The organism is Streptomyces sp. NPDC004134, assembly GCF_042874195.1.
GTDB lineage: Bacteria > Actinomycetota > Actinomycetes > Streptomycetales > Streptomycetaceae > Streptomyces.
This window is the reverse complement of the sequence record NZ_JBIAMS010000048.1, coordinates 1-23,586: the sequence shown is the minus strand read 5'-3', so window position 1 is coordinate 23,586 and position 23,586 is coordinate 1. Positions and strand designations below refer to the sequence as shown.

16 protein-coding genes are annotated in these 23,586 nt (G+C 70.6%); 4 read left to right on the top strand and 12 right to left on the bottom strand.

Annotation, left to right across the window (positions count from 1 at the left end; all coding sequences use genetic code 11):
- The 4 genes from ACFYVJ_RS34485 to ACFYVJ_RS34470 form a co-directional block, all read left to right on the top strand.
- The coding region (locus ACFYVJ_RS34485) for a hypothetical protein (RefSeq protein WP_388900378.1) at positions 1-356 on the top strand (356 nt) is incomplete at its 5' end.
- Positions 357-705: 349 nt separating this feature from the next.
- Positions 706-1,860 carry a ScyD/ScyE family protein gene (locus ACFYVJ_RS34480; RefSeq protein ID WP_388900375.1) on the top strand — a complete coding sequence of 385 codons (1,155 nt, stop codon included), beginning with the start codon at positions 706-708 and terminating at the stop codon, positions 1,858-1,860.
- Positions 1,861-2,001: 141 nt separating this feature from the next.
- Complete coding sequence (locus tag ACFYVJ_RS34475) at positions 2,002-3,204, top strand: ScyD/ScyE family protein (protein WP_388900372.1); 1,203 nt, start codon at positions 2,002-2,004, stop codon at positions 3,202-3,204.
- Between the two features lie 187 nt (positions 3,205-3,391).
- Positions 3,392-4,537, top strand: coding sequence for an inositol-3-phosphate synthase (locus ACFYVJ_RS34470; protein ID WP_388900369.1), 1,146 nt, complete (start codon positions 3,392-3,394; stop codon positions 4,535-4,537).
- 92 nt (positions 4,538-4,629) lie between these two features.
- Here ACFYVJ_RS34470 and ACFYVJ_RS34465 read toward each other — a convergent pair whose 3' ends face one another.
- The 12 genes from ACFYVJ_RS34465 to ACFYVJ_RS34410 form a co-directional block, all read right to left on the bottom strand.
- Entirely contained in the window at positions 4,630-6,183 is a 1,554-nt protein-coding gene (locus ACFYVJ_RS34465; protein WP_388900366.1) for a DUF6851 domain-containing protein, read from the bottom strand.
- Positions 6,184-6,298: 115 nt separating this feature from the next.
- A complete protein-coding gene (locus ACFYVJ_RS34460) occupies positions 6,299-6,958 on the bottom strand; it encodes an undecaprenyl diphosphate synthase family protein (protein WP_388900364.1) in 660 nt (219 codons plus the stop codon).
- A 93-nt stretch (positions 6,959-7,051) separates the two neighbouring features.
- Positions 7,052-8,602 carry a DUF6851 domain-containing protein gene (locus ACFYVJ_RS34455; RefSeq protein WP_388900361.1) on the bottom strand — a complete coding sequence of 517 codons (1,551 nt, stop codon included), beginning with the start codon at positions 8,600-8,602 and terminating at the stop codon, positions 7,052-7,054.
- A 148-nt stretch (positions 8,603-8,750) separates the two neighbouring features.
- Positions 8,751-10,289 carry an MFS transporter gene (locus ACFYVJ_RS34450; RefSeq protein ID WP_388900358.1) on the bottom strand — a complete coding sequence of 513 codons (1,539 nt, stop codon included), beginning with the start codon at positions 10,287-10,289 and terminating at the stop codon, positions 8,751-8,753.
- A 263-nt stretch (positions 10,290-10,552) separates the two neighbouring features.
- On the bottom strand, positions 10,553-12,130 hold the full coding sequence (locus ACFYVJ_RS34445; protein ID WP_388900355.1) for a DUF6851 domain-containing protein: 1,578 nt from the start codon (positions 12,128-12,130) through the stop codon (positions 10,553-10,555).
- A 141-nt stretch (positions 12,131-12,271) separates the two neighbouring features.
- Positions 12,272-13,189 carry an aromatic prenyltransferase gene (locus ACFYVJ_RS34440; protein WP_388900352.1) on the bottom strand — a complete coding sequence of 306 codons (918 nt, stop codon included), beginning with the start codon at positions 13,187-13,189 and terminating at the stop codon, positions 12,272-12,274.
- 341 nt (positions 13,190-13,530) lie between these two features.
- Complete coding sequence (locus ACFYVJ_RS34435) at positions 13,531-14,604, bottom strand: methyltransferase (RefSeq protein WP_388900349.1); 1,074 nt, start codon at positions 14,602-14,604, stop codon at positions 13,531-13,533.
- Positions 14,605-14,649: 45 nt separating this feature from the next.
- Positions 14,650-15,222 carry an isopentenyl-diphosphate Delta-isomerase gene (idi, locus tag ACFYVJ_RS34430; RefSeq protein ID WP_388900346.1) on the bottom strand — a complete coding sequence of 191 codons (573 nt, stop codon included), beginning with the start codon at positions 15,220-15,222 and terminating at the stop codon, positions 14,650-14,652.
- An 88-nt stretch (positions 15,223-15,310) separates the two neighbouring features.
- On the bottom strand, positions 15,311-16,378 hold the full coding sequence (locus ACFYVJ_RS34425; RefSeq protein WP_388900343.1) for a type III polyketide synthase: 1,068 nt from the start codon (positions 16,376-16,378) through the stop codon (positions 15,311-15,313).
- A 365-nt stretch (positions 16,379-16,743) separates the two neighbouring features.
- On the bottom strand, positions 16,744-16,929 hold the full coding sequence (locus ACFYVJ_RS34420; protein WP_101421567.1) for a helix-turn-helix domain-containing protein: 186 nt from the start codon (positions 16,927-16,929) through the stop codon (positions 16,744-16,746).
- Entirely contained in the window at positions 16,926-17,399 is a 474-nt protein-coding gene (locus ACFYVJ_RS34415) for a hypothetical protein (RefSeq protein WP_388900340.1), read from the bottom strand. Before ACFYVJ_RS34415 ends, ACFYVJ_RS34420 begins: the two co-directional genes overlap by 4 nt.
- A gap of 574 nt (positions 17,400-17,973) precedes the next feature.
- Entirely contained in the window at positions 17,974-23,472 is a 5,499-nt protein-coding gene (locus ACFYVJ_RS34410) for a carboxyl transferase domain-containing protein (RefSeq protein WP_388900337.1), read from the bottom strand.
- Positions 23,473-23,586 lie beyond the last annotated feature (114 nt).

Here is a 23,586-nt window from a genome sequence, read left to right as displayed (position 1 = left end):
ACCCCGCCGCCCGATACCGGCGGCGTGCGCGTTTACCAAGGAGATTCCCCATGAGCGTCCGCATGTTCCGTGCCAAGATCAAGGAAGACAAGGTCGAGACCGCGGAAAAGGCTGCGAAGGAGCTCTTCGCGGCGATCGAGGAAGCGAAGCCCGAGGGCGTCCGCTATTCCTGGTGCAAACTCGCGGACGGGCGGACCCTCGTTCTCGTGGTGGACCTGGAGGATGACGAGAAGAACCCCCTTCTCTCCATGCCCGCCTTCCAGGAGGCGATGAACGGCCTGAAGAACGAGTGGATCTCGGAGCCGCTGTCGGTCGAGCCGATGACATCCCTCGGCTCGTACCGCCTCTTCTACTGATTCCACCCGGACGACCGCCCCGCCCGCCGCGGCACCGCCGCGCGTGCGCCGGCGGCCGGGGTTTCCCCCTGGCCGGCCGAGGGTGGTAGTTCACGGGCTCACCTTCCCGCAACCGCGTCCCGGGTGCGGAACGAGCCATCGGCCACGAGCCTTCCGGTCACCGCCCTGCGGGGCGGGCGGCCGCGGCCCGGCGCCAGTCGAACGCAATTTTCCCATCAAACGCGTGTAGCCGATGCTCATTGCGCCGCCGGCTGTTTCGACGTGCGCCGGACGGCTTTGGCGAGGAGCCTTATCTCAACGCGTCTTGTCTGGGTGCAACAGAAACAGTGAAACGGAGGAACAGGCGAAGATGCGTAGTCTGAAGAGGTTCCGCGTGCCGCTCGCCCTCGTGGCGGCGACGGCGCTCGCCGGTGTGGCAGCCGGGCCGTCGGGTCAGGTGGCCGCGGCGGAGAAGGGCTCGGGCACGCTGTCCGGCGACGCCCCGGTCGAGGTTGTCGCGAAGGGGCTGCACTCGCCCCGCGACCTGACCTGGACGCCCGAGGGCCGGCTGCTCGTCTCGGAGGCGGGCGGTATCCAGCAGCTCTGTGACAACGCCGACATCATGACGGCGAAGTGCTTCAGCACCACGGGCGCGATCACCGACATCACCGACGGCAAGCCGAAGCGGATCGTCGAGGGTCTGGCCTCGAACGTGAACAACGCCGAGGTCGTCGGCCCGAACGCGATGGTCTACGCCGACGGCAAGCTGCACGTCCTGGAGGCGGGCCACGGCAACGGGCTGCCGGGGTGGCTGCCCCGTGACCTGAGCAACACCCTGAAGAACCAGTACGGCAGGGTGCTCCAGGTCAAGGGGAAGAAGGTCAGGGCGGTCGCCAACCCCGGCGCGGCCAGCTACAAGTGGATGCAGGAGAACCCGGACCTCGTCTCCGAGGACCCGACGGCCAACCCGGTCTCGCTCGCCGCGAAGCCGGGCGGCGGCTTCTACTACGTGGACGCGGCCGCGAACATCCTCGGCGAGATCGACCGCCGGGGCAACGTCAAGATCCTGAAGTGGTTCCCGAAGGCCCCGAACGGCGCCGACGCCGTGCCCACCTGCGTCGACGTCGGCCCCGACGGCGCGGTGTACGCCGGGCAGCTCACCGGCTTCGGCAACACCGGCAACAAGGCCGCCAACATCTACCGGTACGACCCGAAGACCGGCGAGCTGAAGGTCTGGGAGAGCGGCTTCGCCACCATCTCCGGCTGCGGCTTCGGCGCCAACGGCGACTTCTACGTCACCCAGTTCGACAAGACGGGCTTCCCCCCGCCCGGTGACCCGCAGGGCGTCGTCGTCCAGATCGCCAAGGACGGCACCCGCACCGAGCTGGGCGCGGGCAAGCTCTTCGCCCCGCAGGGCTTCCTCGCGGGCCCCGACGGCTCCATCTACGTCACCAACAACAGCGTCTGGTACCCGGTCGGCACCACCAACCGCTGGGACCAGGGCGAGGTCGTCAAGATCGGCTGACCCCCGCCGCCGTCCGTGACGGAAAGGCTGTCGTCGACCGGGTGACCGGTCGACGGCTCCCTTGCCGCGGCGGCCGGCCCCCGGCCGCGCACGTGGTCACCCAGCAGTACCTCACCCCACTCAAGAGGAGATGAGAGCTCGATGCGACGCCTCGCAAGATGTCGGATGCTGCTCGCCGCGGCAGCGGCGACAACGCTCGCCGGTGTGGCGGCCGGATCGTCAGGACCCGTGGCCGCCGCCGACCACGGCAGGGGCTCGGGCACGCTCGGCAAGAACGCCGAGGTCGAGGTGGTCGCGGACGGGCTGTACTCGCCGCGCTCCCTGACCTGGGGCCCGGGTGGCCGGCTGCTGGTCTCCGAGACCGGCACGCCGCCCTTCACGGCACCGTCCGAGTGCAACATGGTCTCGGAGGAAATCGTCTTCGAGATGAAGTGCTTCGGCCACACCGGTTCGGTCGCCGACATCACGAACGGCACGCCGAAGCGGATCGTGAAGAACCTGCCCTCGGCGCTGAACCTGCAGGACATGATCGGCCCGAACGGGCTGGTCTACGACAAGGGCCGGCTGTACACGCTGCAGGCGGGCTCGCCGCAGACCCTGCCGACCGACCCGTGGCTCTCCGACGGCCTGCGGAACAAGCTCAAGCCGCACGTCGGTACCCTGCTCGACGTCACCAACCCGAAGAAGCCCCGGGTGGCCGCCCGGCCGGGTGCGGCCGACTGGGAGTACATCCAGGAGCACCCGGACCCCACGCCCGACTACGACGTCACGAACCCGTACTCGCTGACGCCCAGGAAGGGCGGCGGCTTCTACTACGTGGACGCCGGGGCGAACGTCCTCGGCCAGATCGACCGGTGGGGCAACGCCAAGGTCCTCAGCAGCTTCCCGCTCAGCCCGGCCGGCTCCGACGCCGTGCCCACCTGTGTCGCGGAGGGGCCGGACCGCGCGGTGTACGTCGGCGAGCTGACCGGCCACGGCAACTCCGGCGACGAGGGCGCCAAGGCCGCCAAGGTCTACCGCTACGAGCCGTGGAGTGGTGACCTGGAGGTCTGGCAGCGGGGCTTCAGCGCCATCTCGGGCTGCGGCTTCGGCAAGAACGGCGACTTCTACGTCACGCAGTTCACCTCGACCGGCTTCCTGCCGACGCCCGACGACGACGGCGGCAGCGTCATCCAGATCGGCCGCGACGGCACCCGCACGGAGCTGGGCAAGGGCAAGCTGTTCTTCCCGCACGGCTTCCTCGCGGGCCGCGACGGCTCGATCTACGTGACCAACAAGAGCCTGTGGTGGCCCCCGGGCACCACCGGCGACTGGGACCAGGGAGAGGTCATCAAGATCGGCTGATCGACGACAGGGCATCCGCCCAGGGGCCGGGCCGTGGCTGCCAAGCCGTCGGCCCGGCCCCCGGGTCTGTCTTCCCTCCCTGCGGGCGAACGACGCGAGAGGGAAGACGGACCCGAGCCCGTGTCCGCCCGGATCGTGCGCGGTGCGCACCGGTTCTGTCCGCAAGTGTCCGTAACGGAGGGGTCTCATGCGAGTTGGCATCTGGTTCATCGGCGCCCGCGGGTCGGTCGCCACCACCGCCGTCGTCGGGGGGCTCGCGCTGCGCGCCGGCCTGACCGAACCCGTGGGCTGTGTGACGGCCCACCCGGACCTGGCCGCCGGCGCGCTGCCGGGCTTCGGCGACCTGGTCTTCGGCGGCCATGACGTGAACACCGACACGGTGGCCAAGAAGGCCGAGCAGCTCGCCACCGCGGGCGTCGTGCCCGCGCGGCTCGTACAGGCGCTGGAGGCGGACCTCGCCGAGGTGGAGGCCGAGGTGCGGCACGTGCCCGCGGGCGCCACCCAGGCGGAGACGGCCGCCGCGGTCGCCGCCGACATCGGGGCGTTCGCCGAGCGGCACGCGCTGGAGCGGGTCGTCGTCGTCAACGTCGCCTCCACCGAGCCCGCCGCCCAGCCGCACCCGGCACATGCGGACCTGGCCGCGCTCGACGCGGCGCTCGCCGCCCCCGGCCGGGTGCTGCCGCCCAGCTCCCTCTACGCGTACGCGGCGTTCACCGCCGGCTGCGCGTACGTCGACTTCACCCCCTCCACGGGGGCGCGGCTGCCCGCGCTCGACGAACTGGCCGCCGCCCGCGGCCTGCCGTACGCGGGCCACGACGGAAAGACCGGCGAGACGCTGCTGAAGTCGGTGCTCGCCCCGATGTTCGCGATGCGCAACCTCGCGGTCCGTTCGTGGTCCGGGCTGAACCTCCTCGGCGGCGGCGACGGCGCCAACCTCGCCGAGCCGGGCGCCAACGCGGCCAAGTCCGTCAGCAAGCAGCGCGTGCTGCGCGAGACCCTCGGCTACGCGCCGGAAGGCGACACCCACATCGACTACGTCGCCGACATCGGCGACTTCAAGACCGCCTGGGACCTCATCACCTTCGGCGGCTTCCTCGGCACCCCGATGCGGCTGCAGTTCACCTGGGAAGGCTGCGACTCGGCGCTCGCCGCGCCGCTGGTCCTCGACCTGGCCCGGATCTCCCTGGCCGCGCACGCGGCGGGGCGCACCGGCCCGCTGACGCCGCTGGCCTTCTTCTTCAAGGACCCCCTCGGGGACGGCGACCACGCGCTGCACGCCCAGTGGGCGGAGCTGCGCGCGTTCGTCGCCGGCCTCGACGGCGACGGCCGCTGAGGAGGGCCCGTACGGCGTGAACGGCCGGGCAGGGCGCGGTGGTACGCGCCCCGCCCGGCCGGTCCCGCCGTGTCCGCCGGTCCGAGCGGCGGTCAGTCCTTCACTTCGCCCTTGATGTACCGCTGGACGAACTCGTACGCGAGGTCGCCGAACTGGGTGCCGAACTCCATGGACCGCTCGACCGTGGTCTTGAAGTGCACCCCGGCCCAGACCCGGCTGTAGCCGCAGTCCTTCACGAACTCGGTCCAGTTGTCGTAGTGCAGCTCCATGTCCCTGGCCGGCGTGATCCCGGGCTCCGTCAGCGTCCAGCCGGCGGGGATGGGCCAGGTCCAGTCCAGCCGGTCGTCGCCGAGGAAGCGCCGGGCGGCCTGCGCCTCGGCGGCGCACAGCGTGGTGGAGCCGGACGGGTAGTCGGGGTGGTCGCCCACGGGGATGAAGCTGGTCCACTCGTCGGCGGGCATGTCGTGCACGGTCCCGATGCCGGGCCCGCCCCAGGCGGACACCTTCTGCTTGCCGTACACGTGCCTGATCGCCGAGAACGGGCGGGGCGCCTGGTACTTGACCTTGAAGTGCCAGGCCGCGATCAGGTCCTCGACCTGCGCCAGCGAACTGGTGTAGATCAGGTGGACCCATTCGTCCAGCTCCAGGTCGTGGGCTATGCCCGCGGCCTTCGTCGACTGGCCGATGCCCAGGAACTTGTTGTCGAAGAACTCGGTCTTCACCTTCCGCTCGTCGTCGAGCGTGGCGGAGGCTTCCAGGATCTCGTCCACCGAGCGCTTGAAGCGGCGCGGGTTGGTGTGGTCGAGGTGGTCCGGCGGGGCCAGCCGGAACTGGCTCGGGTGCCGGTAGGTGTCCGGCTTCACCAGCCCCATCTGCGGGGTGACCATGTGCTGGACGGTGAAGATGCCCTTGTCGCCCGGGCCGCCGCCCACCCGGCGGCGGTGCGGGGTCCTGGCCGGCTGCCACTTCGACGGGTTGACCAGCTTGTAGGCGGTGTTCACCGGCTCGAAGTCGGTGTAGTCCTCGTAGGGCTGCCCGTGGTACTTGCGGCCCTCGTCGCCGAAGAGGTTCATGCCGTCGTGCGCGCGGGCCTTGAGGACGCCCTTGGCGGCCAGGTTGCCGATGCCCACCGGGCTGGTGGGGTCCGTCGACTGGTCGTCGGGGTCGAGCCCGAGCGTGGTCATGAGCTGCCGGAAGGCCGCCACCCGCTCCTTGAACACGGACGCGAACACCACGTTCGCGGCGTGCAGCGCGGCGACGTTCTTGTTCCGGTTGGTATTCGACTCACTGGCGGGGCGGCGGGCGATGCGGGTGTGCCGGCCGACCGCGGTCGGGTGGTAGGGCGCCAGGGCGTCGAACCACGCGGTCATCGTGAGGTGGGTGAGATAGACGAGGACGGTCGCGTCCATCGGGCCGAGCGGCTCCTCGGACGGGTTGGCCGCCGTACTGAGCAGATCCCGGTGGAAGTTGCCGGTGTCGAAGTCGAATTCGGCGGCGGCGGCCGGCTTCGCCGCCGCGCCGCCGCCCTGGCTCGCGGCGGCGGTGCCGGTCCCCAGGGTCGCCAGCGCCGCGGTCGAGGCGCCGCCGAGCAGCAGCGACCTGCGACCTGGGGAGAAGCCTGCGGAGGAGGAATTGTCGGACGTCATCGTGTTCTTCCTTGTCCCTAGCGAGGATGCGTTGCACGTCCCAGGCGTGGCCCGAAAGGGCCACGCCTGGGAGACCGGAGTCGGCCGTCGTTCGCCCGAGTCGTGCGGTGGTGCGCTACGCCGGGTAGTTCCCGTAGCGCCGCTCCCGCCGGCGCAGGTCGCCCATCGCGGTGTCGAAGTCCGCGCGCGTCATGTCGGGGAACAGCACGGGGGAGAAGTGCAGTTCGGCGTACGGGGACATCAGCGGGAAGAAGGACGACATCCGGATCGCGCCGCCCGTGCGGATGAGGTAGTCGACCTGCTTCGGGACGTACGCGTTCTCGGCCAGGATCTCCTCGGTCAGCTCGGGGACCTTGCCGTTGAGCCTGTTGAAGAGCTGGATGACCTCCTCGGTGAGGGACATGCCCATGATGTAGTGGAGCGTGAAGCCCGCTTCCTTGTTGGACTCGTCCCGCAGGTTCTCCAGCTCGGTGAGGTACTTCTTGGGCACCAGGTCGAGCGACCCGGAGAAGTCGAACCGGCAGTTGTCGTGCGTGCGCCGGGCCACGTCGTTGAACGCGACCAGGAACGTCGTCACCGCGGGCTCGGGGCGGCTGAAGTTCGCGGCCGAGGAGGTGGTGATGTACAGGGTGGTGATGCCGTCTTCCCTCGCCCAGTCCATGAACTCGACGAGCTTGTCCGCCATCGCCTTGTAGCCGTCGTCGAGCGAGACGCCGTTCGCTTTGGACCAGCGGCGCATTCCGTCCGGCAGCAGCATCAGGTTGGTCACTGTCATCCCCTTTTGGTGTGCGTGATCAGATGTGTCGGAGGGTTGTGCGCACGCGGGAGCGTGAATTGGCCGGAGGAGGTCCGGCGCAACCTGCTGCGATCAGTCCTCGACGGCGCCCGAGACGTGCCGCTGCACGAACTCGTGGGCGAGGTCGCCGAACTGCTTGCCGAACTCCACGGACCTCTCGGCCGTCTTCGTGAAGTTCACGCCGGCCCACACCCGGCTCAGGGCGGCGTCCCGGACGAACGTGGTCCAGGTGCCGTAGTTCAGCTCGATGTCGCGGGCCGGGACCAGCCCGGGCTCCGTCTGCGTCGAGCCGGCTTTGAAGGTGTACGTCCACTCCAGGACGTCGTCACCGAGGAAGCGCCGCGCCCCCTGCGCCATCGCGGCGCAGAGCGCGGTGGAGCCGGAGGGGTACTCGGGGTGGTCGTTCACGGGCAGGTAGCCCGCCCACTCGTCGGCGCGGAGGTCGACCGTCCCCTTGCCCGGACCACCCCAGGCGCGCACCTTCTGCTTCCCGTACACGTGCCGGACCGCGCTGAACGGCCGGACGGCGTCGTACGCGTGCTTCAGGTGCCAGGAGACGATCAGGTTGTCGAGCTGGGCCACCGAGCTCGTCATGTAGAGCTGGACCCAGCCGTCCAGGTCCAGGTCGTGGGCGATCGCCGCGGCCCTCGTCGCCAGCAGGATGCCCTGGTAGTTGTTGCTGAAGAACTCCGCCTTGGCCTTCTGCTCGTCGGTGAGCGCGGCGGAGGCGCCGAGGATCTCGTCGACGGCGCGCTTGTAGCGGCCCGGCGCGGTGTGGTCGCTGTGGTCGGGTGGCGCCAGCTCGAACCGGCCCGGGTCCCGGAAGGTGTGGCCCTGGACCAGCCGGAGCTGCGGGGTGGCGAAGTGCTGGACGGTGAAGATGCCCTTGTCGCCCGGGCCGCCGCCCACGCGGCGGCGGTGCGGTGTCCTGGCCGGCTGCCACCTCGACGGGTCGGCGAGCTTGTAGGCGGTGTTCACCGGCTCGTAGCCGGTGTAGTCCTCGAAGGGCTGGCGGTGGTACTTGCGGCCCTCGTCCCCGAGGAAGTTCATGCCGTCGTGCACGCGGGCCTCGACGGCGGCCTTGCCGGCGAGGTTGCCGAGGCCCGCCGGGGTGGCCGGGTCCTCCGACTCGTCGTCGGGGTCGAGGCCGATCGACTCCAGCAGCCCCCGCAGGATGTAGCCCCGCTCGGCGTAGGCGACGCTCACCACGCGGTACGTGGCGTACAGCCCGGCGATGTTCTTGTTCCTGTTGGTCTCGGACTCGCCGGCAGGGCGGCGGGGGATCCGGGTGCGCACGCCGACGGCGGTCGGGTGGTAGGGCGCGAGCGCGTCGAACCAGGCGGTCTGCATGACGTCCTGGATCCAGAAGATGAGGGTGACGTCCGCGGGGCCGAGGTCCTGCGTCTCCCCGCTGGAGTCGCCCGCCACGGTGAGCAGGTCCCGGACGAAGTTGCCCTTGTCGAGGTCGAAGGCGGGCGGCGGCTCCGCCGCCGGTCCTGGCTCGGCGGCGGCCGTACCCGTGTGGCCCAGGGTGGCCAGCGCCGCGGCCGAGCCACCGCCGAGGAGCAGCGACCTGCGCCGTGGTGAGAAGCCGGGGACGGATGAGCTTCCGGACGTCGTCATAATCGGTTCCTTATCGACTGTGCGCCGCTGGAGAGGACAGGTCGGCCGGTGGACGTTCCCGGCCCAAGCGAAAGCGGCCGGCGATACCCGGGTCACCCCGGCATCACCAGCCGCTCGAGCTGCAGTCTGGGCGCAGTGCGCCTCAGGATTACGCGGTCTTCGTCTCCTCGGACAGCTCTTCCGGCTTCCCGTCCGCCTTCTCCTCCGCGGGCCCCTCCGCGGGCGTGGGCAGCGGGCCGCCGCGCAGCATCAGACCGGCGACGACCGCGCCGATCGCGAAGAGGGCGGTGCACCACCAGAACACCGTGGTGTAGCCGTCGATCGCCGCGAGGTCGAGCTGGCTCTGCGACGGCTGCCCCTGCACGTTGCTCTCCAGCCAGTTGCCGGTGGCGGTGGCGGCGATCGTGTTGAGCAGCGCCGTGCCGACCGCGCCGCCGAGCTGCTGCCCGGTGTTGACGCACGCCGAGGCGATCCCCGCGTCCCTGGGCTCCACGCCCGAGGTGCCGGTGCGCAGCGCCGCGGCGTAGATGAAGCCCATGCCGAGGCCGACGATCATGAGCGGGCCGAGCAGGTGGGTCACGTAGCCCGAGTCCACGCCGATCACGGTCAGCCAGGCCATGCCCAGCGCGCTGAGCACCAGACCGAAGGTGACCAGCGGCCGGGGGCCGTACTTCGGCATCAGCCTGATGGCGCCCGCGCTCGCGCCCACAGTCGTGCACACGACCATCGGCAGCAGCGCGACCCCCGAGGTGATCGCCGAGTAGTCGAGGTTGGTCTGCATGTAGTAGATCAGGAACAGCATCACGCCGAACATGCCGGTGCCGACGAGCAGCACCGTGAAGTACGCGCCGCCGCGGTTGCGGTCGAGCAGGATCCTGGGCGGCAGCAGCGGGTTCGCGGCGCGCGTCTGCGAGAACGCGAAGACGAGGAGCAGCGCGCCGCCGAGCGTGAGGACGCCCCACGTCGAGGTCGTGCCCCAGCCCTCGTCGGCGGCGTTGGCGAAGCCGTAGACCAGGCAGAACATGCCGCCCGACGCCAGCACCACGCCCGGCACGTCCAGCTTGGCCCCGGTCTTGGGCTCCCGCTGCATCAGCATGACGCTGCCGGCGAAGGCGACGACGGCGAAGACGAGGTTGACGTACATGCACCAGCGCCAGTTCAGCGCCGAGACCAGCGCGCCGCCGAGGATCAGGCCCAGGCCCGCACCGCTGGCCGCGACCGCGCTGTAGATGCCGAACGCCTTGGCCTTCTCCTTCGGGTCGTGGAAGGTGGTGGCCAGCAGCGCCAGACAGGCGGGCGCCAGCATCGAGGCGAAGGCGCCCTGGCAGGCGCGGGCCGTCACCAGCATCTCGAAGTTGGTCGCGGCCCCGCCGACGGCGGAGGCACCGGCGAAGCCGGTCAGCCCGATGAGGAAGCTTTCCTTACGGCCGATGATGTCGGACAGCCGCCCGCTGAACAGCAGCAGGCTGCCGAACGGCAGCGCGTACGCGGTCACGATCCACTGCCGGTCGGAGTTGGAGAACTCCAGCGCTTCCTGCGCCGACGGCAGCGCGAGGTTCATCACGGTCAGATCGAGGCCGACCATGAGATAGGCGGTGCAGATGACGCCGAGGATGAGCCACCGCCGGGGATCTCCGAGCGCTTCCGAGCCCGGCCCGCCCGCTGGGGCTGCGCTCTGTGTTTCCATGATCATCTCCTGGTGTGCCATCGGTCGTACCTGAGGGGGGTCACACATAGGACGTGCACGACAGGGCGGCGCGTGACATGACGATCGATCGGAACCGGCCAGACTCGCGGGAGTCCAGGGGCAGTTGACGTGCCCGTGCCGTCCCGTGCGGCGGCGGCCGCCCGGCGCCGCGCGCTGTCGCGCGCGCCGGGGGGCCGGCTGTGTACCGGGGTGCGGCGGCAGGCCGCGGGTCCGGGAAGGAGATGCCTGCCGCCGCGGTGGGCTCAGTCCCCGACCTCACCCTTGATGTGCTTCTGCACGAACTCGTGCGCCATGTCGCCGAACTGCTCCCCGAAGGCGATGGACGTCTCGATGGTCTTGCTGAAGTGCACCCCGCCCCACACGCGGCTGTCGCCGCACTTCTGCGTGAAGTCGGTCCAGGTGGGGAAGTGCAGTTGGACGTCCTTGGCGGGGACGATGCCGGGCTCCGTGCGGCCGGAGCCGGCCGGGAAGGTGAACTTCCAGTCCAGCTCGTCGGAGCCGAAGTAGCGCCGCGCGCACTGGGACGCCGCGGAGCACAGCGTCGTGGAGCCCGACGGGTACTCCGGGTGGTCGCCCACCGGCAGGTAGCTGAACCACTCCTCTGCGGGCATGTCGTCGACGGTGCCCATGCCGACGCCGCCCCAGGACTTCACCTTCTTCTTGGCGTACACGTGCTTGATCACGGTGACCGGCCGGGCGGCGTCGTACTTGACCTTCTGGTTCCAGACGGCGATCAGCGGGTCGAAGGTCGCCAGCAGGTGCTCCAGGATGAAGTGCGCCCAGCCCTGCACGCCCAGCTCGCCGTTCTGGTCGTGCTTGCGCGCGATGACCAGCGCCGAGTGGCCGATGCCCCAGATCTTGTTGTCCATCACCTCGACGATGGCCTTCTGCTCGTCGGTGAGCGCGGCCGACGCCTCCAGGATCTCGTCCGCGGAGCGCTTGAAGTCCCTGGGCCGGGTGTGGTCGACGTGCTTGGGCGGCGGGACGGTGAAGTCCCGCGGGTCGTCGAAGATGTGCGGCTTGACCATCCGGATGTGCGGGGTGACGAAGTGCTGGGCCACCCAGATGCCCAGGTCGCCGGGGCCGCCGCCGACGCGGCGGCCGTTGTGGGCCTGGAGCTGCGGCTGCCAGCGCGAGGGGTTGACCACGTCGAAGGCGGTGTTGACAGGCCGGTAGCCGGTGTAGTCGGCCCAGGGCTTCGGGTTGTACTTGCGGCCGCCCTCGTAGCCGAGGAAGTTCATGCCGTCGTTCTTGCGGGCCTCGAAGACGGACTTGCCGGCGATGTTGCCGATGCCGATCGGGTTGGCCGGGTCCATCGAGTCGTCGTCGGGGTCGAGGCCGATGCTCGTCAGCAGGTCCCTCATGGGCTTGACCCGGCTGGGGATCACCCGCTTGACCAACTGGAACTGGGAGTAGATACAGGAGATGTTCATGTTCCGGTTGGTGGCGGACTCGCTCGACGGACGGCGGGGAATCCGGGAGTGCACACCGACCGCGGTCTCGTGGTAGGGCGCCACGGCGTCGAACCACCCGAGACCCGTCAGGTGGTTGATCCAGAGGAACACCGTCACGTCCATCGGACCGAAGATCTCCGACGAGGGCGAGACGCCGGCGCCGTCGTCCTCGGGCTGGAACCACTCGATGTAGTTGTCCTTGTCAAGGTCGAACTCGGCCTGGGCCTTGGCCACCTTGCTGCTCTCGGCGGCGGCGGCGATGCCCGTGTGACCCAGGGGGAACAGCGCCGCGGCGGAGGCACCGCCGATGAGCAGCGACCTGCGCCGCGGGGAGAAGCCTGAGACAGGAGAGTGTCCGGTCGTCATGTGCCGTCCTTGTCCTTGAGAGGGGGATTCCTTGCATGCGGAAGGCACGGTCCGTCGGGGACGGACCGTGCCTTCCGAGATCGAGGGCCGGCTCAGCCAGTCGTGCGCATCGGAGAACGGGGGCGGGTCAGGTCCCCCGGTTCATCCCTGTTGCTTGTGCGTCTCCATCAGCCGGACCGGTTCGTACCCGGCGGAAAGCTGGTAGTAGGCACAGACGTCGATGAATTCCCCGTCGGGGAACCATTTGACGCCGAAGAGGTTCAGCCGCTCACCGGAATACGCGTACGGGGCGTTCGTCGCGAACCGCGCGATGTGCGGCTCTATGGGCGCGGGAACCGCCGCCGGATCCAGGCCGCGGCCCGGCGGCGGGGCGAATGCGACCCGTACGATCCGCGAGGAATCCCAGCGGAAGGTGATGTTGGCCCGCATCGACCTGCTGGCGAACTCCAGCATGCCTTCGTCCGCGTCGTGCAGCCCGAGTTCGCGCAGCATGGCGCGGAGCGCGCTCGGCTCCGGACGGCCGTCCGGGGTGAACTGGAAGTACAGGTTCATCGTCTGCCGCTTGTAGTCGACCCCGACCATCGCGACCTCGTCGAGGCCGTAGCGGGCGAAGAGGCCGGCGTTGTCGGCCACGGCGTGCGATACGGACGGGACTTCGGCCAGCTTCGCCACCGGCTGCAGGTCCTGCGGGAAGTGGGCGTAGAACTTCTTGAAGCCGCCGGTGACGCCGCAGTCGACGAAGTGCTCCCTGATGGTCCAGCGCCCCTGCAGATCGGAGAGCAGGGAGTGGACCGGGTGATCGTCGGGTTCGAGGAAGCCGTGCGCCACCGCGTGGGGATACGGGTCACCCAGTCCCGGCGAGGCGGTGAAGCTGTAGTCGAGTTCTCCCGCGTGCCGCCCGCCGGTCTGCAGACTGAGGACCAGCAGGGCGTCCTCGATCGACTCGCCGAATGTGCTCAGCAGGGGCCAGACCTTGTCCCGGGAACAGGCCACACCCACTAATTGAGCCGACTCTTCGATGGCCGAGTAAACTCTCTCGAGCTCGACAGCTCCGGACATGATGCGTGCGTCCTCCAGTGTGAAGGTGAGCGCTGGTATGAGCAGGGAATCCGGATGGGCGGACCGGCGGTTGCGGAAACGTCTCCCGGCCGAAGGCCGGGGAAACCGGGGGCGGGAAACCCGGCACCGCCGGTGCGGAGACGCGTCGACGCCACGAAGGGCGGACTCCGGCGGTGCAATCCTATGTATAGGTTCTTCGCCCCAGGTCGTCAAGGCCCCGGCGGTCCTGCGCCACCCGGATGCGGTGGCACCGGTCCGTGTCCTGCCACGATGCCCGGCAGAACCCGGACCGGCATCCGGTGCCCGCGCCGGGATCGGCGACCCGGGCCGGCACCGGTCGGTCACCGGACCTTCGTGGCGCAGAGGAGGGCCGGCACCGGGATGACGTCCCTCGGCAGCTCGGCCGGGTCCTTGGTGACCGCCTTCGTCACCGTGAACCCGCACTCCTCCAGCCAGCTCCGGTAGACCGACAGCTTCTGCGGGCCGCCCTGGCCCATGGTGCAGCCGATGAAGAAGGCCGGGAAGAAGTCGACGTTGTAGTTGTCGGTGTCCGTGAGGTTCTCGGGGTACACCGGGACCAGCACGTTGACCTGCCCGCCGACCGGCAGCGACCGGTTGACGCCGGTCAGGATGCGGATCACGTCGTCCTTGTCGAACATGTCGAGGAAGTGCTTGACGAGGACGACGTCGAAGCCCCGCGGGATCTCCTCGAAGACGTTGCCGCCGATGAACGAGCAGTGGTCCGCGACGCCGTGCGCGCGGAAGTTCTCCAGCGCCTCCTCCTCCTTCTCCGGCAGGTCGAACGTCGTCACCCGGAGCCCGGGGGACGCCTTCGACTCGTAGGCGTGGATCGCCCCGAGACCGGTGTTCCCGGCGAGGTCGAGCACCTGCGCGCCCGCCGCGATGTCGACGTTCCCGAAGAACCACGGGTCGATGTTGGCGGTGACGTTGTCCATCAACGTCCCCCAGGACTCGCGGAGATCCTTGTGCTCGGCCACGGCGTCGTACATGGTGCCCTCGGTGACGCCGTAGAACTCCTTGAGGCCGACGAGCGTGCCGGTCCGCGCGCTCTCGGTGAGGTGGAAGAGCTGCCTGAGCGCGACCACCTTGATCATGTTCATGTAGGTGAGGGCGCGCTTCAGGTCCCGCTCGGGCACCTCGCCGAGCGCGTCCAGGGTGTACGTGCCGGACGCCTCGTCGCGCGCGACGAAGCCTTCCTTGATCAGCAGGAACAGAAGCTGCTCCACGGCGTCCGGCTTGGTGCCCACCGCGTCGCCGAGGTCGGCGGCGGTCATGCCGGGCTTGTCGCGGAGGGCGTCGATGATGCCGAGCTCGAAACAGGACAGCAGGGTCATGAACCGGGTGGGGCCCACCATGTAGTCGCGGATGCGCGCGAGTGTGGCTCCTTGTGTCATTTCTCTGGCTCCCTTTGAGTTGGTCGTCTCCCGCGGCCGGCGGCCCTACGTCGTCGCGAGGCCCGCCGCCTGCGGCAGCCGGTCGGCGGCGTTGGTGGCCACCGCGAGCACGCCGCCCAGCCAGGGCGAGTAGTGGTCCGGGTGGGCGGCCAGGTCCGCACGCAGTTCCTCCGGCGCGACCCAGCGGACGTCGGCCACCTCCGCCGGGTCGGGGTTCAGCGGCACGTCCACCGGGACCAGCCCGACCACGACGTGGTCGTACTCGTGCTCGACCCGGCCGGTGTGCGGGTCCTCGGCCCGGTAGAGGTACACGCCGGCCTCCTGCAGCGGCACGCCGGGCAGCCCGATCTCCTCGATCAGCCGCTCGCCGGCGGCCTCGAACAGCGCCTGCCCCGGCGCCGGGTGCCCGCAGCAGGCGTTGGCCCAGCGCAGCGCGAACCGGGTCTTCACCGCGGCCCGCTGCTGGAGCAGGATGCGGCCCTGCTCGTCCAGCAGCATCACCGAGTACGCCCGGTGCAACCGGCCCGGTGCCGTGTGTGCCTCGGCGACCCGGAGGGAGCCGAGTGCGGTGCCGCCCGCGTCGACCAGCTCCACCAGTTGCGATTCCCGAGTAAGCATGACGAAGTCTCCCGCCTCCCGTGTGGAATGAATGGGGCATGCCGGCGCCGTTGCCGCGCATGCCGGTGGTGTACGTGCCGCGGTGGGCTCAGTCCGCGTCGTCCGGGGTGTCCCGGCTCCATCTGCCCAGTGCCATCTCGGCGGTGATGCCGGGCCCGAAGCCCGCGATCACGCCCGTGGCGTTCGCCTGCGGCGTCTCTTCCTCGATCAGCCGGCGCAGGGCGTCGAGGACGACGGCGCTGGCGATGTTGCCGCGCTCGGTGAGCGTGGCCCAACTGTGCCGGAACATCTCGCGGTCGACGTCGAGGAACCGGGCGAGGTCGTCCAGGATCCGCGGGCCGCCGGCGTGGATGATGTAGAAGTCGAGCTTGCCGATGTCCCAGTCGTGGCCGGTGGCGAAGTCCCGCAGCACCGGGGCGAGCGGCTCCATGGTGCCGGGGACCCGGCGGTCGAGCTGGAAGTGGAAGCCGGTGTCGCGGACCGCGTAGGAGATCCAGTCCTCGGTGTCCGGGATGAGGTACGAGCCGTTGCGCTCCAGGTCGACGCCGGTGCCGCCGTCGCCGCGGACGACGGCGGCGGCGACCGCGTCGCCGAACAGCCCGTCGGACAGCAGGGAGCCGATGTCGTCGTCGCCCGGCTGGTAGCACAGCGAGCACAGCTCGCACGAGACGATCAGGACGTTGCTGCCGGGGTGGGCCAGGCAGAAGTCGTGGGCCCGGTTGATCGCCGCCCCGCCGGCCGCGCAGCCGAGCTGGGCGATGGGGAGCTGGCGGGTGTCGGTGCGCAGCCCCATGGTGTTGATCAGCCAGGCGGTGAGCGACGGCATCAGGAACCCGGTGCAGGACACGTAGACGATCGCGTCGACGTCGTGTGCCGCGACGTCCGCGTTGGCCAGCGCCTCCTCGATGACCCGGGGGCAGCGTTTCTTGGATTCGGCCTCGTAGACGCGGTTGCGTTCTTCGAAACCGGGGTGCCCGAGGGTCTTTTCGATGGGCTGGACGATGTGCCGTTTCCGTACACCGGTATTCCGGATCAGCCGCAGTGCCAGGGGAAGCTGGGGCTTCCCGCCGTGGACGCGCTGGGCGAACTCCAGCGTCTCTTCCATGGTGATGACATATTCCGGCACGTGCACCGACGGCTTACAGAGCCTGGGCATAGGTACCTTCTGTCGTAGAGATCAGACGGCCGGCAGCCGCATCGCGCGCAGGGTTCCCCTGCCACGCAAAACCGCAGCGGACGTGATCCGCTGCGGCTGGGATGTCGTGCGAGATTGGGCACGCCCACGAAGGGCGGACTCGGAGCGACAAGTATATTTATAGATTCTTCGCCAGCCGGCCGTCAAGCCCCCACTGCCATCGGGGCAGTCGGTCATGCGTGTGACGTGACACAAGTCACCCACGGTCGCGAAGAGGAGCGGGGATCGCGTCCCTGACCCACCGCGTATGCGGACGTGTCCGGTGCGCCGCTGCGGCCGGTTCCGATCCGGCCGCCGCGCCGGCGTACGGTGCTGTGGCCCGGCGTTCATTCCGGCTGCATCTCGTCCAGCGTGGCGGTCACGTCGTCGGGGTGGTAATAGACCCGGCCGATTTGCTTGTAGCGGCGCCAGCGGTGCATGTGGGCGTAGCGGTAGACCGTGCCCTTGGGTATCCGCCAGATGCTTGCGATGTCGTTTGCGGTCAGACCGGTGCTCGCGAGTTGGTACTTCATCCGACCTCTCTTTGCGTGCGCATCCGGCGGGCGAGTCTGCTCCACCAGGTGATCGGCCAGGTGTGGGCGGCGGAAGCGGTGCAGACGATCTCGGAGGGCATCGCGTCGCCGTGGGTGCGGATCAGGGCGACGAGGGTGCCGTCGCAGCCGGCGTCGGGACAGTCGCCCAGGTGGACGCGCCGGAGGCTGCCGGGGTCGGCGACCTTGCGCGCCCGCCGGGAGAGATCCTGGATCTCCTCCGCGATGTCGCCCGCGGCCGGGTGCCGGGCGAGCCACTCGACGTGCCGGCACAGGAAGCGCGCGAGTGCCGGGACGTCTCTGGCCGGGGAGTTCAGCCGGCGTTCCTCGGCGACGAGTCCCGACCAGGAAGCCAATACGGTACGAATGGCGGCGCGCACCTCGGCGGCGGCGGGATTCAAGGTGCCGGTCGCGGAGCTCTTCCTGGCGACCTTCCGGATGACCCGTACCATCTCGGGGCGCGGACTTCCGGTGCAATCGGAATACAGTGCGGGAAGGTTGAGCAGATTACTCTCGAGACGGCCCCGGCAGGATATGCAGAGGATTTTTCCGTCACCGGTCGCTCCCCTGCTTTTCGTGGAACTTCCGTTGAGCGCACTTCTGCATGACGGGACTCGACATAGTTCGTGCCTTGTGAACATTTCCCCTCCGTGAGTATTCGCGGAGCGCCGGCGGTGTCACCCTCGGACGGCTTCTGAGTCGCGAGCCCGCCGTGCGAAAAACAGTCTGCAAGACGACTGATTCACGTCAAGGGAAGGTCTGGTTCGTAGCTAGATCCTGTCAGTTTGGTGGGCATCCGGGGCCCCGGCGTCGGCGCGGGGTTCGCCCGGCAAACGGCTCCCACCAGGGCGTCCGTCCCTCGTTACGGCATGTTCCGGAAGATGATGTTCGGGCGACGCGACCCGGTTGCCGATAACGGTAAAACACCGGATGTGCCGGTTGTTGACGTGCAGAAACGGGCGAACGAATATCCGATTCCCGGCCCCCGCGGTGTGGTGACAAACGGAAGTGAATCGTCTTGACAACTCACCCCGGCATGCCTTCTGCGAGCCCGCGTTCCACGGCCGCGACGAGCTGCGGCCGCAACTCGTCGGGACGGATGATCGCGTCCACGGAACCCACCTGCTGCGCGCGCCGGATCGAGTGCACGCCGTCGAACTCCGCGGCGACCTCGCCCAGTTTCTCCGCGCGCACCGCCGCCCACACGCTCTCCAGTTGCCCGGCGAGCTGCGCCCGCTCCCTGCCCGAGGCCGCCGAGAGCCGGGCCTCCAGGTCGGCCACCCGGGCGTCCGCGGCCGTACGGGCGTCCACGTCGGCGGCGAAGACCACCGCGGCCGCCGGGGCGCCGCCGAGGACGGAGGCGTACGAGCCGTCCACCGCCAGCACCGTCATGCCCGGGTTCAGCGCCTTGGAGAAGACCACGAACGCACCGCCGTGGTAGCGCGAGATCACGCAGAACACGATCGGGCCGCGGAAGTTGACGATCGCCCGGCCGATCTCGGCCCCGTACTCCAACTGCAGCTCGCGCATCGACTCCGGCGAGCCGTCGAACCCGGACAGGTTCGCCAGCACCACCAGCGGCCGGTTCCCGCTCGCCGCGTTCACCGCCCGCGCGACCTTCTTCGACGACCGTGGGAACAGCGTGCCCGCGGTGTACGCGTCCGGCCCGTCGGTGGGCGGGAAGCCGCGCCGCGGCACCGACCGCGACTCGATGCCCACCAGGCACACCGGCCGCCCGCCCAGGTGCACGTCCTGCACCACCGCGGTCTCCGCGTCCGCCATGTCGGCCCAGCGTTCCAGCACCGCGTGGTCCTGGTCGGTGACCGCGCGCATCACCGTGCGGATGTCGAACGGCTTTTTGCGGTCCGGGTTGGTCGCGGCGGAGAAGATCTCCCCGACGGTGGTGAACTCGCTGCCCTCGGCGGCGTGCGGGAAGTCGCTCACGTCCCGGTCGACCGGGTCCGTCGTCCGCGCCCGGCGCGGGCCGGCCTCGCCCGGCAGCACGTAGCTGTGGTCGTAGTACGACAGCAGCACGTCCCGCGCGGCCTTCAGGTCCGGCGCCCAGTACTGCGCCTGCCCGTTCGGGCCCATCACCCGGTCGTAGCCGCCGATGCCGAAGTTGTCCTCCGCGGAGACGCCGCCGGAGAAGTCGAGCGACCGCTTGCCGGTCAGCACCATCGCCGAGTCCGGGGTCATCACGAGCACGCCCCGGGTGTGCATCAGCATCGTGGCCTCGGCGTTCCAGTACGGCTGCGCGCCGACGTTGACGCCCGCGACGACGACGTTGACCTCGCCGCCGTCCTGCGTGAAGTGCACGATGCGGCGCAGCGCGCGGGCGATCCAGTCCATGTTCTCGGTGCCCGAGTCCATCGCGATCCGGGCACCCGCGGACAGCGCGTACCACTCGACGGGCACCCGCAGCCGCTCCGCCAGGTCGAGTGCCGCGACCACCCGCGCGCACTCCGCCTCGGAGAGCGCGCCCAGCGCCTTCACCGGGTCGCCGAGGAGCACGACGCGGGTGACGCCCTCCGGGTAGCGCTCGGTCGGCGTGGTGGCCACGCCGGCCACGAGGCCGGCCTTGTTGAGGCCCTTCGGCCGCTGCACGGGGGCCAGCGCGCCGGAGTCGTCCAGGTCGTGCTCGGTGAAGGTGCCGCCGGCACCGGCGATCATGTCGAACAGCTCGTACGGGTAGACCGTGCCCCGGCGCCGCACCCGCAGCACCTTCTGGCCGTAGTCGTCGAGCGGCTGGAGCAGGTCGGTGGGCGGCTCCGTGACGCTGAGGCGGACGCCCGCGGCCACGTCGTACGAGACCCGCACCGCGGCCGGCACCAGACCGCCGCGCCGGTCGCGCCGGCAGCCGAGGAGCAGCACCTCCTCCACGCCCAGGCCCCGGGTCGTCGGCAGGACGCGGCGCGCCACGTCGTTCAGCTCGGCGAGCGTCAGGTCGCTGGGCGGGCGGACGTTGATGAAGATCCGGTTGGTGTCCTGGCGTCTGCTCCCGGGCCGTCTGACCTGCTCCCTGCGGATCGCGTCCAGGCAGGCGCCGAGCGCCGCCTCGACTTCGGGCAGCGCGAGGATGCGGCCCTCGTCGTCCCGCAGCGGGGTCAGGTCGCGGACCTGGGCCATGGCGACCAGCCGCTCGTCGGCGGGGTTGCTCGGCGCGACGCAGCGCAGCAGGTAGACGTCCTCGTTGGCGGACGGCAGCCGGGTGAGGTCGAAGTTCCGCAGCCGGCGCAGCAGCAGCCGCTGGCCGATGAGCGGATGCATGCCCCGCATCAGCTTGTCCTCCACCGGTCCTTCGGGGGAGGGCAGGAACGTGAAGTGCTGCGGCGCCGCGCCGTTGTGCCCGGCGACCGTCGTGGTGATCCGGTGCAGGCTCGCGGGCAGCGCCCCCGACAGCGCCGCGCGCAGCCCGGCGGCCATGTCGTCGGTCTCCGGGGGGCGGCCGGACCAGGTGAGGTAGAACTCGGCGACGACGGCGGTCGAGTCGGGCTCCGCGGCGGCCACTTCCGCCACGGTCGCGGCGGCGCCCGCCAGGTCGCCGAAGTCGGCGACGGTGACCAGCAGCCGGTGCGAGACGCCGTCGAGTTCGTAGCGGCCGGTGACGAACGGCCGGCCCGCGACCGTCTCGCAGCGCACGCCGGTCAGCCGGTGGTCGCGGTAGGCGCGGCGGACGAGGACCTCCAGCAGCGGGTCCGCCTCGGTGTCCGGGCGGGCGATGCGCTCGCCCAGCAGTTGGATGAGCGACTCGGGGCTGGCGACCATGTCGGCGATCCGCCGCTCGCGGTCGGGCGCGTCCGGGTGCGCGTCGAGGTGGTGCAGGTGGTCGCGGATCCGGTGGTAGACCGTGGCACGGGTGTGGCGCAGCAGCGGCTGCGCGTACCAGCGGAACACCAGGCTCCGCGCGAGCCCGCCGACCAGCGGGAAGCGCAACTGCGTCGCCCGGATCAGGTGTTCCAGCGCCTGGCTCACGACCTGGCGCAGCCCGTCGGGCGGCGGCGCCTCGGTGAGCCACTGCTGCAGCAGCGCGGTGATCACCGCGACGTCCGCCGTGGCGGCCTGGCGGGCGAGGAAGATCCGGAAGACCGCCTCCTCCAGCGCGGGCGTACGGTCGAGGCCCTCGACGCCGTAGTGGCCCAGCACGCGGGTCAGCCGGCCCTGGAACGTCTCGGAGAGCCCCGCGCGTTCCGCGTCGAGGCTCTGCAGGTACGTGTGGAAGAACTCGCGCGGGCTGCGTACCCAGGTCTCGACCGCGGTCTCCTCGTGCTCCGGCTTGTTGCGGCTCAGCTCGGAGAGGTCGGCGAAGACCTCCAGCAGCCCGGCCTCCGCCGCCAGCGGGCGCTCCGGCAGCACGGCGCGCACCGCGAGGTAGCCGGCGAGGGCGTCGTCGGCCCCGGCCGGGTCGACGTCGAAGCCGAGGAGCCGGCTGCGCAGGTCCGCGAGGCCGCGCCCGGCCCGCTGCTCCGCGCTCGGCCCGGCGGCCTCCGCGGGCAGGTCCAGGTCGACGCCCGCGGCCACGGGCGCGGCGTCGACGTCGTCGAGCGGCTCCAGCCGCAGCAGCGGCGCACCGGTCTCGACCTGGCTGCCGACGGCGACCAGCGACTCCTTGAGCACCGCGCGGAACGGCGCGCGCAGCACCGTCTCCATCTTCATGCTCTCCAGGACGAGCACCGGGGCGCCCTCGTCGACCTCCTCCCCGGCGCCGAGCGGCGTCGCGACCACCAGCGCCGGGGCGGGGGAGCGGACCACGCCGCCCTCGTCGCGGCTGATCCGGTGCGTCACACCGTCGACCTCGACCAGGTGGACCGGCCCGTGCGCGCCGGTGACCAGCCGGAAGCGGTGGCCGTTGAGCCGGATCTGCCCGGTGTGCTCGTCGAACCGCTCCAGCACGGCGTCGACGGCCCGCACAGTGCCGTCGTCCGTATCCGTGCCGGAGCGGAAACCGACGCGGTAGCGGCCGGGGCCGGTCTCGGCCACCGTGAGCCGGTACCCGGCGCCGCGCAGCGTGAGGTCGACCGGGCGGCCGCCCTCGTGGTGCACCTGCGGGCGGCCGCCGCGCGCGGTGCCCAGCAGCCGCTGCAACTCGGCCTGCTTCCCGTCCTCGTACGCCTCGATCGCCGCGACGGCCAGCGCGACGCCGGAGTGCCGCGGCGACGCCAGCCCGCCCGCGGCCCGTACCCGGTCGATCCAGCCGGTGTCGGCGCCGGCGTCGATCACGGCGGGCTCGTCGAGCAGGTCGAGGATGAAGCTCTTGTTGGTGGTGCCGCCCTCGATGAGCACGGTGGTCTCGCGCATCGCGTGCCGCAGCCGGGACAGCGCCTCCGCGCGGTCCGTGCCGTACGCGATGACCTTGGCGATCATCGAGTCGAAGTCGGCTGGGATGGTGTCGCCCTGGCTGACGCCGGTGTCGACCCTGATGCCGGGGCCCGCGGGCAGGTCGAGCAGCGCGATACGGCCCGGGGCGGGCGCGAAGTCGCGGTCGGGGTCCTCGGCGTTGAGCCGGGCCTCGACGGCGTGCCCCAGCTCGGCCGGCCGGTCGCCGGTCAGCCGGCCGCCCGCGGCCACGTGGAGCTGCGCCTTGACGAGGTCCATGCCCGTGGTGGCCTCGGTGACCGGATGCTCCACCTGCAGCCGGGTGTTGACCTCCAGGAAGGCGAACATGCCGTCCTTCGGCTGGTACAGGAACTCCACCGTGGCCGCGCCGCGGTAGCCCACCGCGAGCGCCAGCCGCTCCGCCGACTCCTTCAGCCGCGCCACCTGACCGGGCGCCAGCACCGGCGAGGCCGACTCCTCGACGATCTTCTGGTTCCGGCGCTGCACGGAGCAGTCCCGTACGCCTAGCGCCCACACGCCGCCCTGGCCGTCGGCGATCACCTGGACCTCGACGTGCCGCGCGTCGACCAGCAGCCGCTCCAGGAACAACGCGCCGTTGCCGAAGGCACGTTCCGCCTCCTGGCTGGTGCGCTGGAACGCGTCGGTCAGCTCGTCCGGCCGGTGCACGGCCCGTACGCCCCGGCCGCCGCCGCCCGCGGTCGCCTTGAGCATCAGCGGATAGCCGATCCGCTCGGCCTGGCGCAGCGCCGTGTCCAGATCCTCGACGGGGCCGCGGCTCCACGGCGCGACCGGGACGCCGACCTCCTCGGCGAGGAGCTTGGCGCTGATCTTGTCGCCCAGCTTCTGCATCGCCTCGGGTCCCGGACCGATGAAGGTCACGCCGAGCTTCCCGCACAGCTCGGCGAAGGCGGGGTCCTCGGCCACGAAGCCCCAGCCCACCCAGGCGGCGTCGGCGCCGGACTCGACCAGGGCGCGCTCCAGCACGGCGAGGTCGAGATAGGGGCGGTCCGCCGCCTTGCCCAGGTCGTAACCGAGGTCTGCCGCGCGTACGAACGTGGCCGTGGCATCGGCGTCGGTGTAGAACGCCACGGTCTCGATCCGCGGCCCGCCGGTGGCGTTGAGTTCGCCTACGGCCTTGATGAGCCGCATCGCGGCCTCGCCACGGTTGATGATCGCCACACGGCTGAACACCGGTCTGACCTCCCAAGTTCACATACAGTCGGCGGGCGCGCCGACGGCTGTTCCGCCCGGCGCGCCCGCTGCGTGTCGGGTCGGGACCGGATCCGGCCCCGAGCCACGGGTTGG

Excerpts from the sequence above, each read along its gene's own strand:
- ACFYVJ_RS34480 (WP_388900375.1), top strand. The coding sequence starts at position 706 with ATGCGTAGTCTGAAGAGGTTCCGCGTGCCGCTCGCCCTCGTGGCGGCG.
- ACFYVJ_RS34475 (WP_388900372.1), top strand. The coding sequence starts at position 2,002 with ATGCGACGCCTCGCAAGATGTCGGATGCTGCTCGCCGCGGCAGCGGCG.
- ACFYVJ_RS34470 (WP_388900369.1), top strand. The coding sequence starts at position 3,392 with ATGCGAGTTGGCATCTGGTTCATCGGCGCCCGCGGGTCGGTCGCCACC.
- ACFYVJ_RS34465 (WP_388900366.1), bottom strand. The coding sequence starts at position 6,183 with ATGACGTCCGACAATTCCTCCTCCGCAGGCTTCTCCCCAGGTCGCAGG.
- ACFYVJ_RS34460 (WP_388900364.1), bottom strand. The coding sequence starts at position 6,958 with ATGACAGTGACCAACCTGATGCTGCTGCCGGACGGAATGCGCCGCTGG.
- ACFYVJ_RS34455 (WP_388900361.1), bottom strand. The coding sequence starts at position 8,602 with ATGACGACGTCCGGAAGCTCATCCGTCCCCGGCTTCTCACCACGGCGC.
- ACFYVJ_RS34450 (WP_388900358.1), bottom strand. The coding sequence starts at position 10,289 with ATGGAAACACAGAGCGCAGCCCCAGCGGGCGGGCCGGGCTCGGAAGCG.
- ACFYVJ_RS34445 (WP_388900355.1), bottom strand. The coding sequence starts at position 12,130 with ATGACGACCGGACACTCTCCTGTCTCAGGCTTCTCCCCGCGGCGCAGG.
- ACFYVJ_RS34440 (WP_388900352.1), bottom strand. The coding sequence starts at position 13,189 with ATGTCCGGAGCTGTCGAGCTCGAGAGAGTTTACTCGGCCATCGAAGAG.
- ACFYVJ_RS34435 (WP_388900349.1), bottom strand. The coding sequence starts at position 14,604 with ATGACACAAGGAGCCACACTCGCGCGCATCCGCGACTACATGGTGGGC.
- idi (WP_388900346.1), bottom strand. The coding sequence starts at position 15,222 with ATGCTTACTCGGGAATCGCAACTGGTGGAGCTGGTCGACGCGGGCGGC.
- ACFYVJ_RS34425 (WP_388900343.1), bottom strand. The coding sequence starts at position 16,378 with ATGCCCAGGCTCTGTAAGCCGTCGGTGCACGTGCCGGAATATGTCATC.
- ACFYVJ_RS34420 (WP_101421567.1), bottom strand. The coding sequence starts at position 16,929 with ATGAAGTACCAACTCGCGAGCACCGGTCTGACCGCAAACGACATCGCA.
- ACFYVJ_RS34415 (WP_388900340.1), bottom strand. The coding sequence starts at position 17,399 with ATGGTACGGGTCATCCGGAAGGTCGCCAGGAAGAGCTCCGCGACCGGC.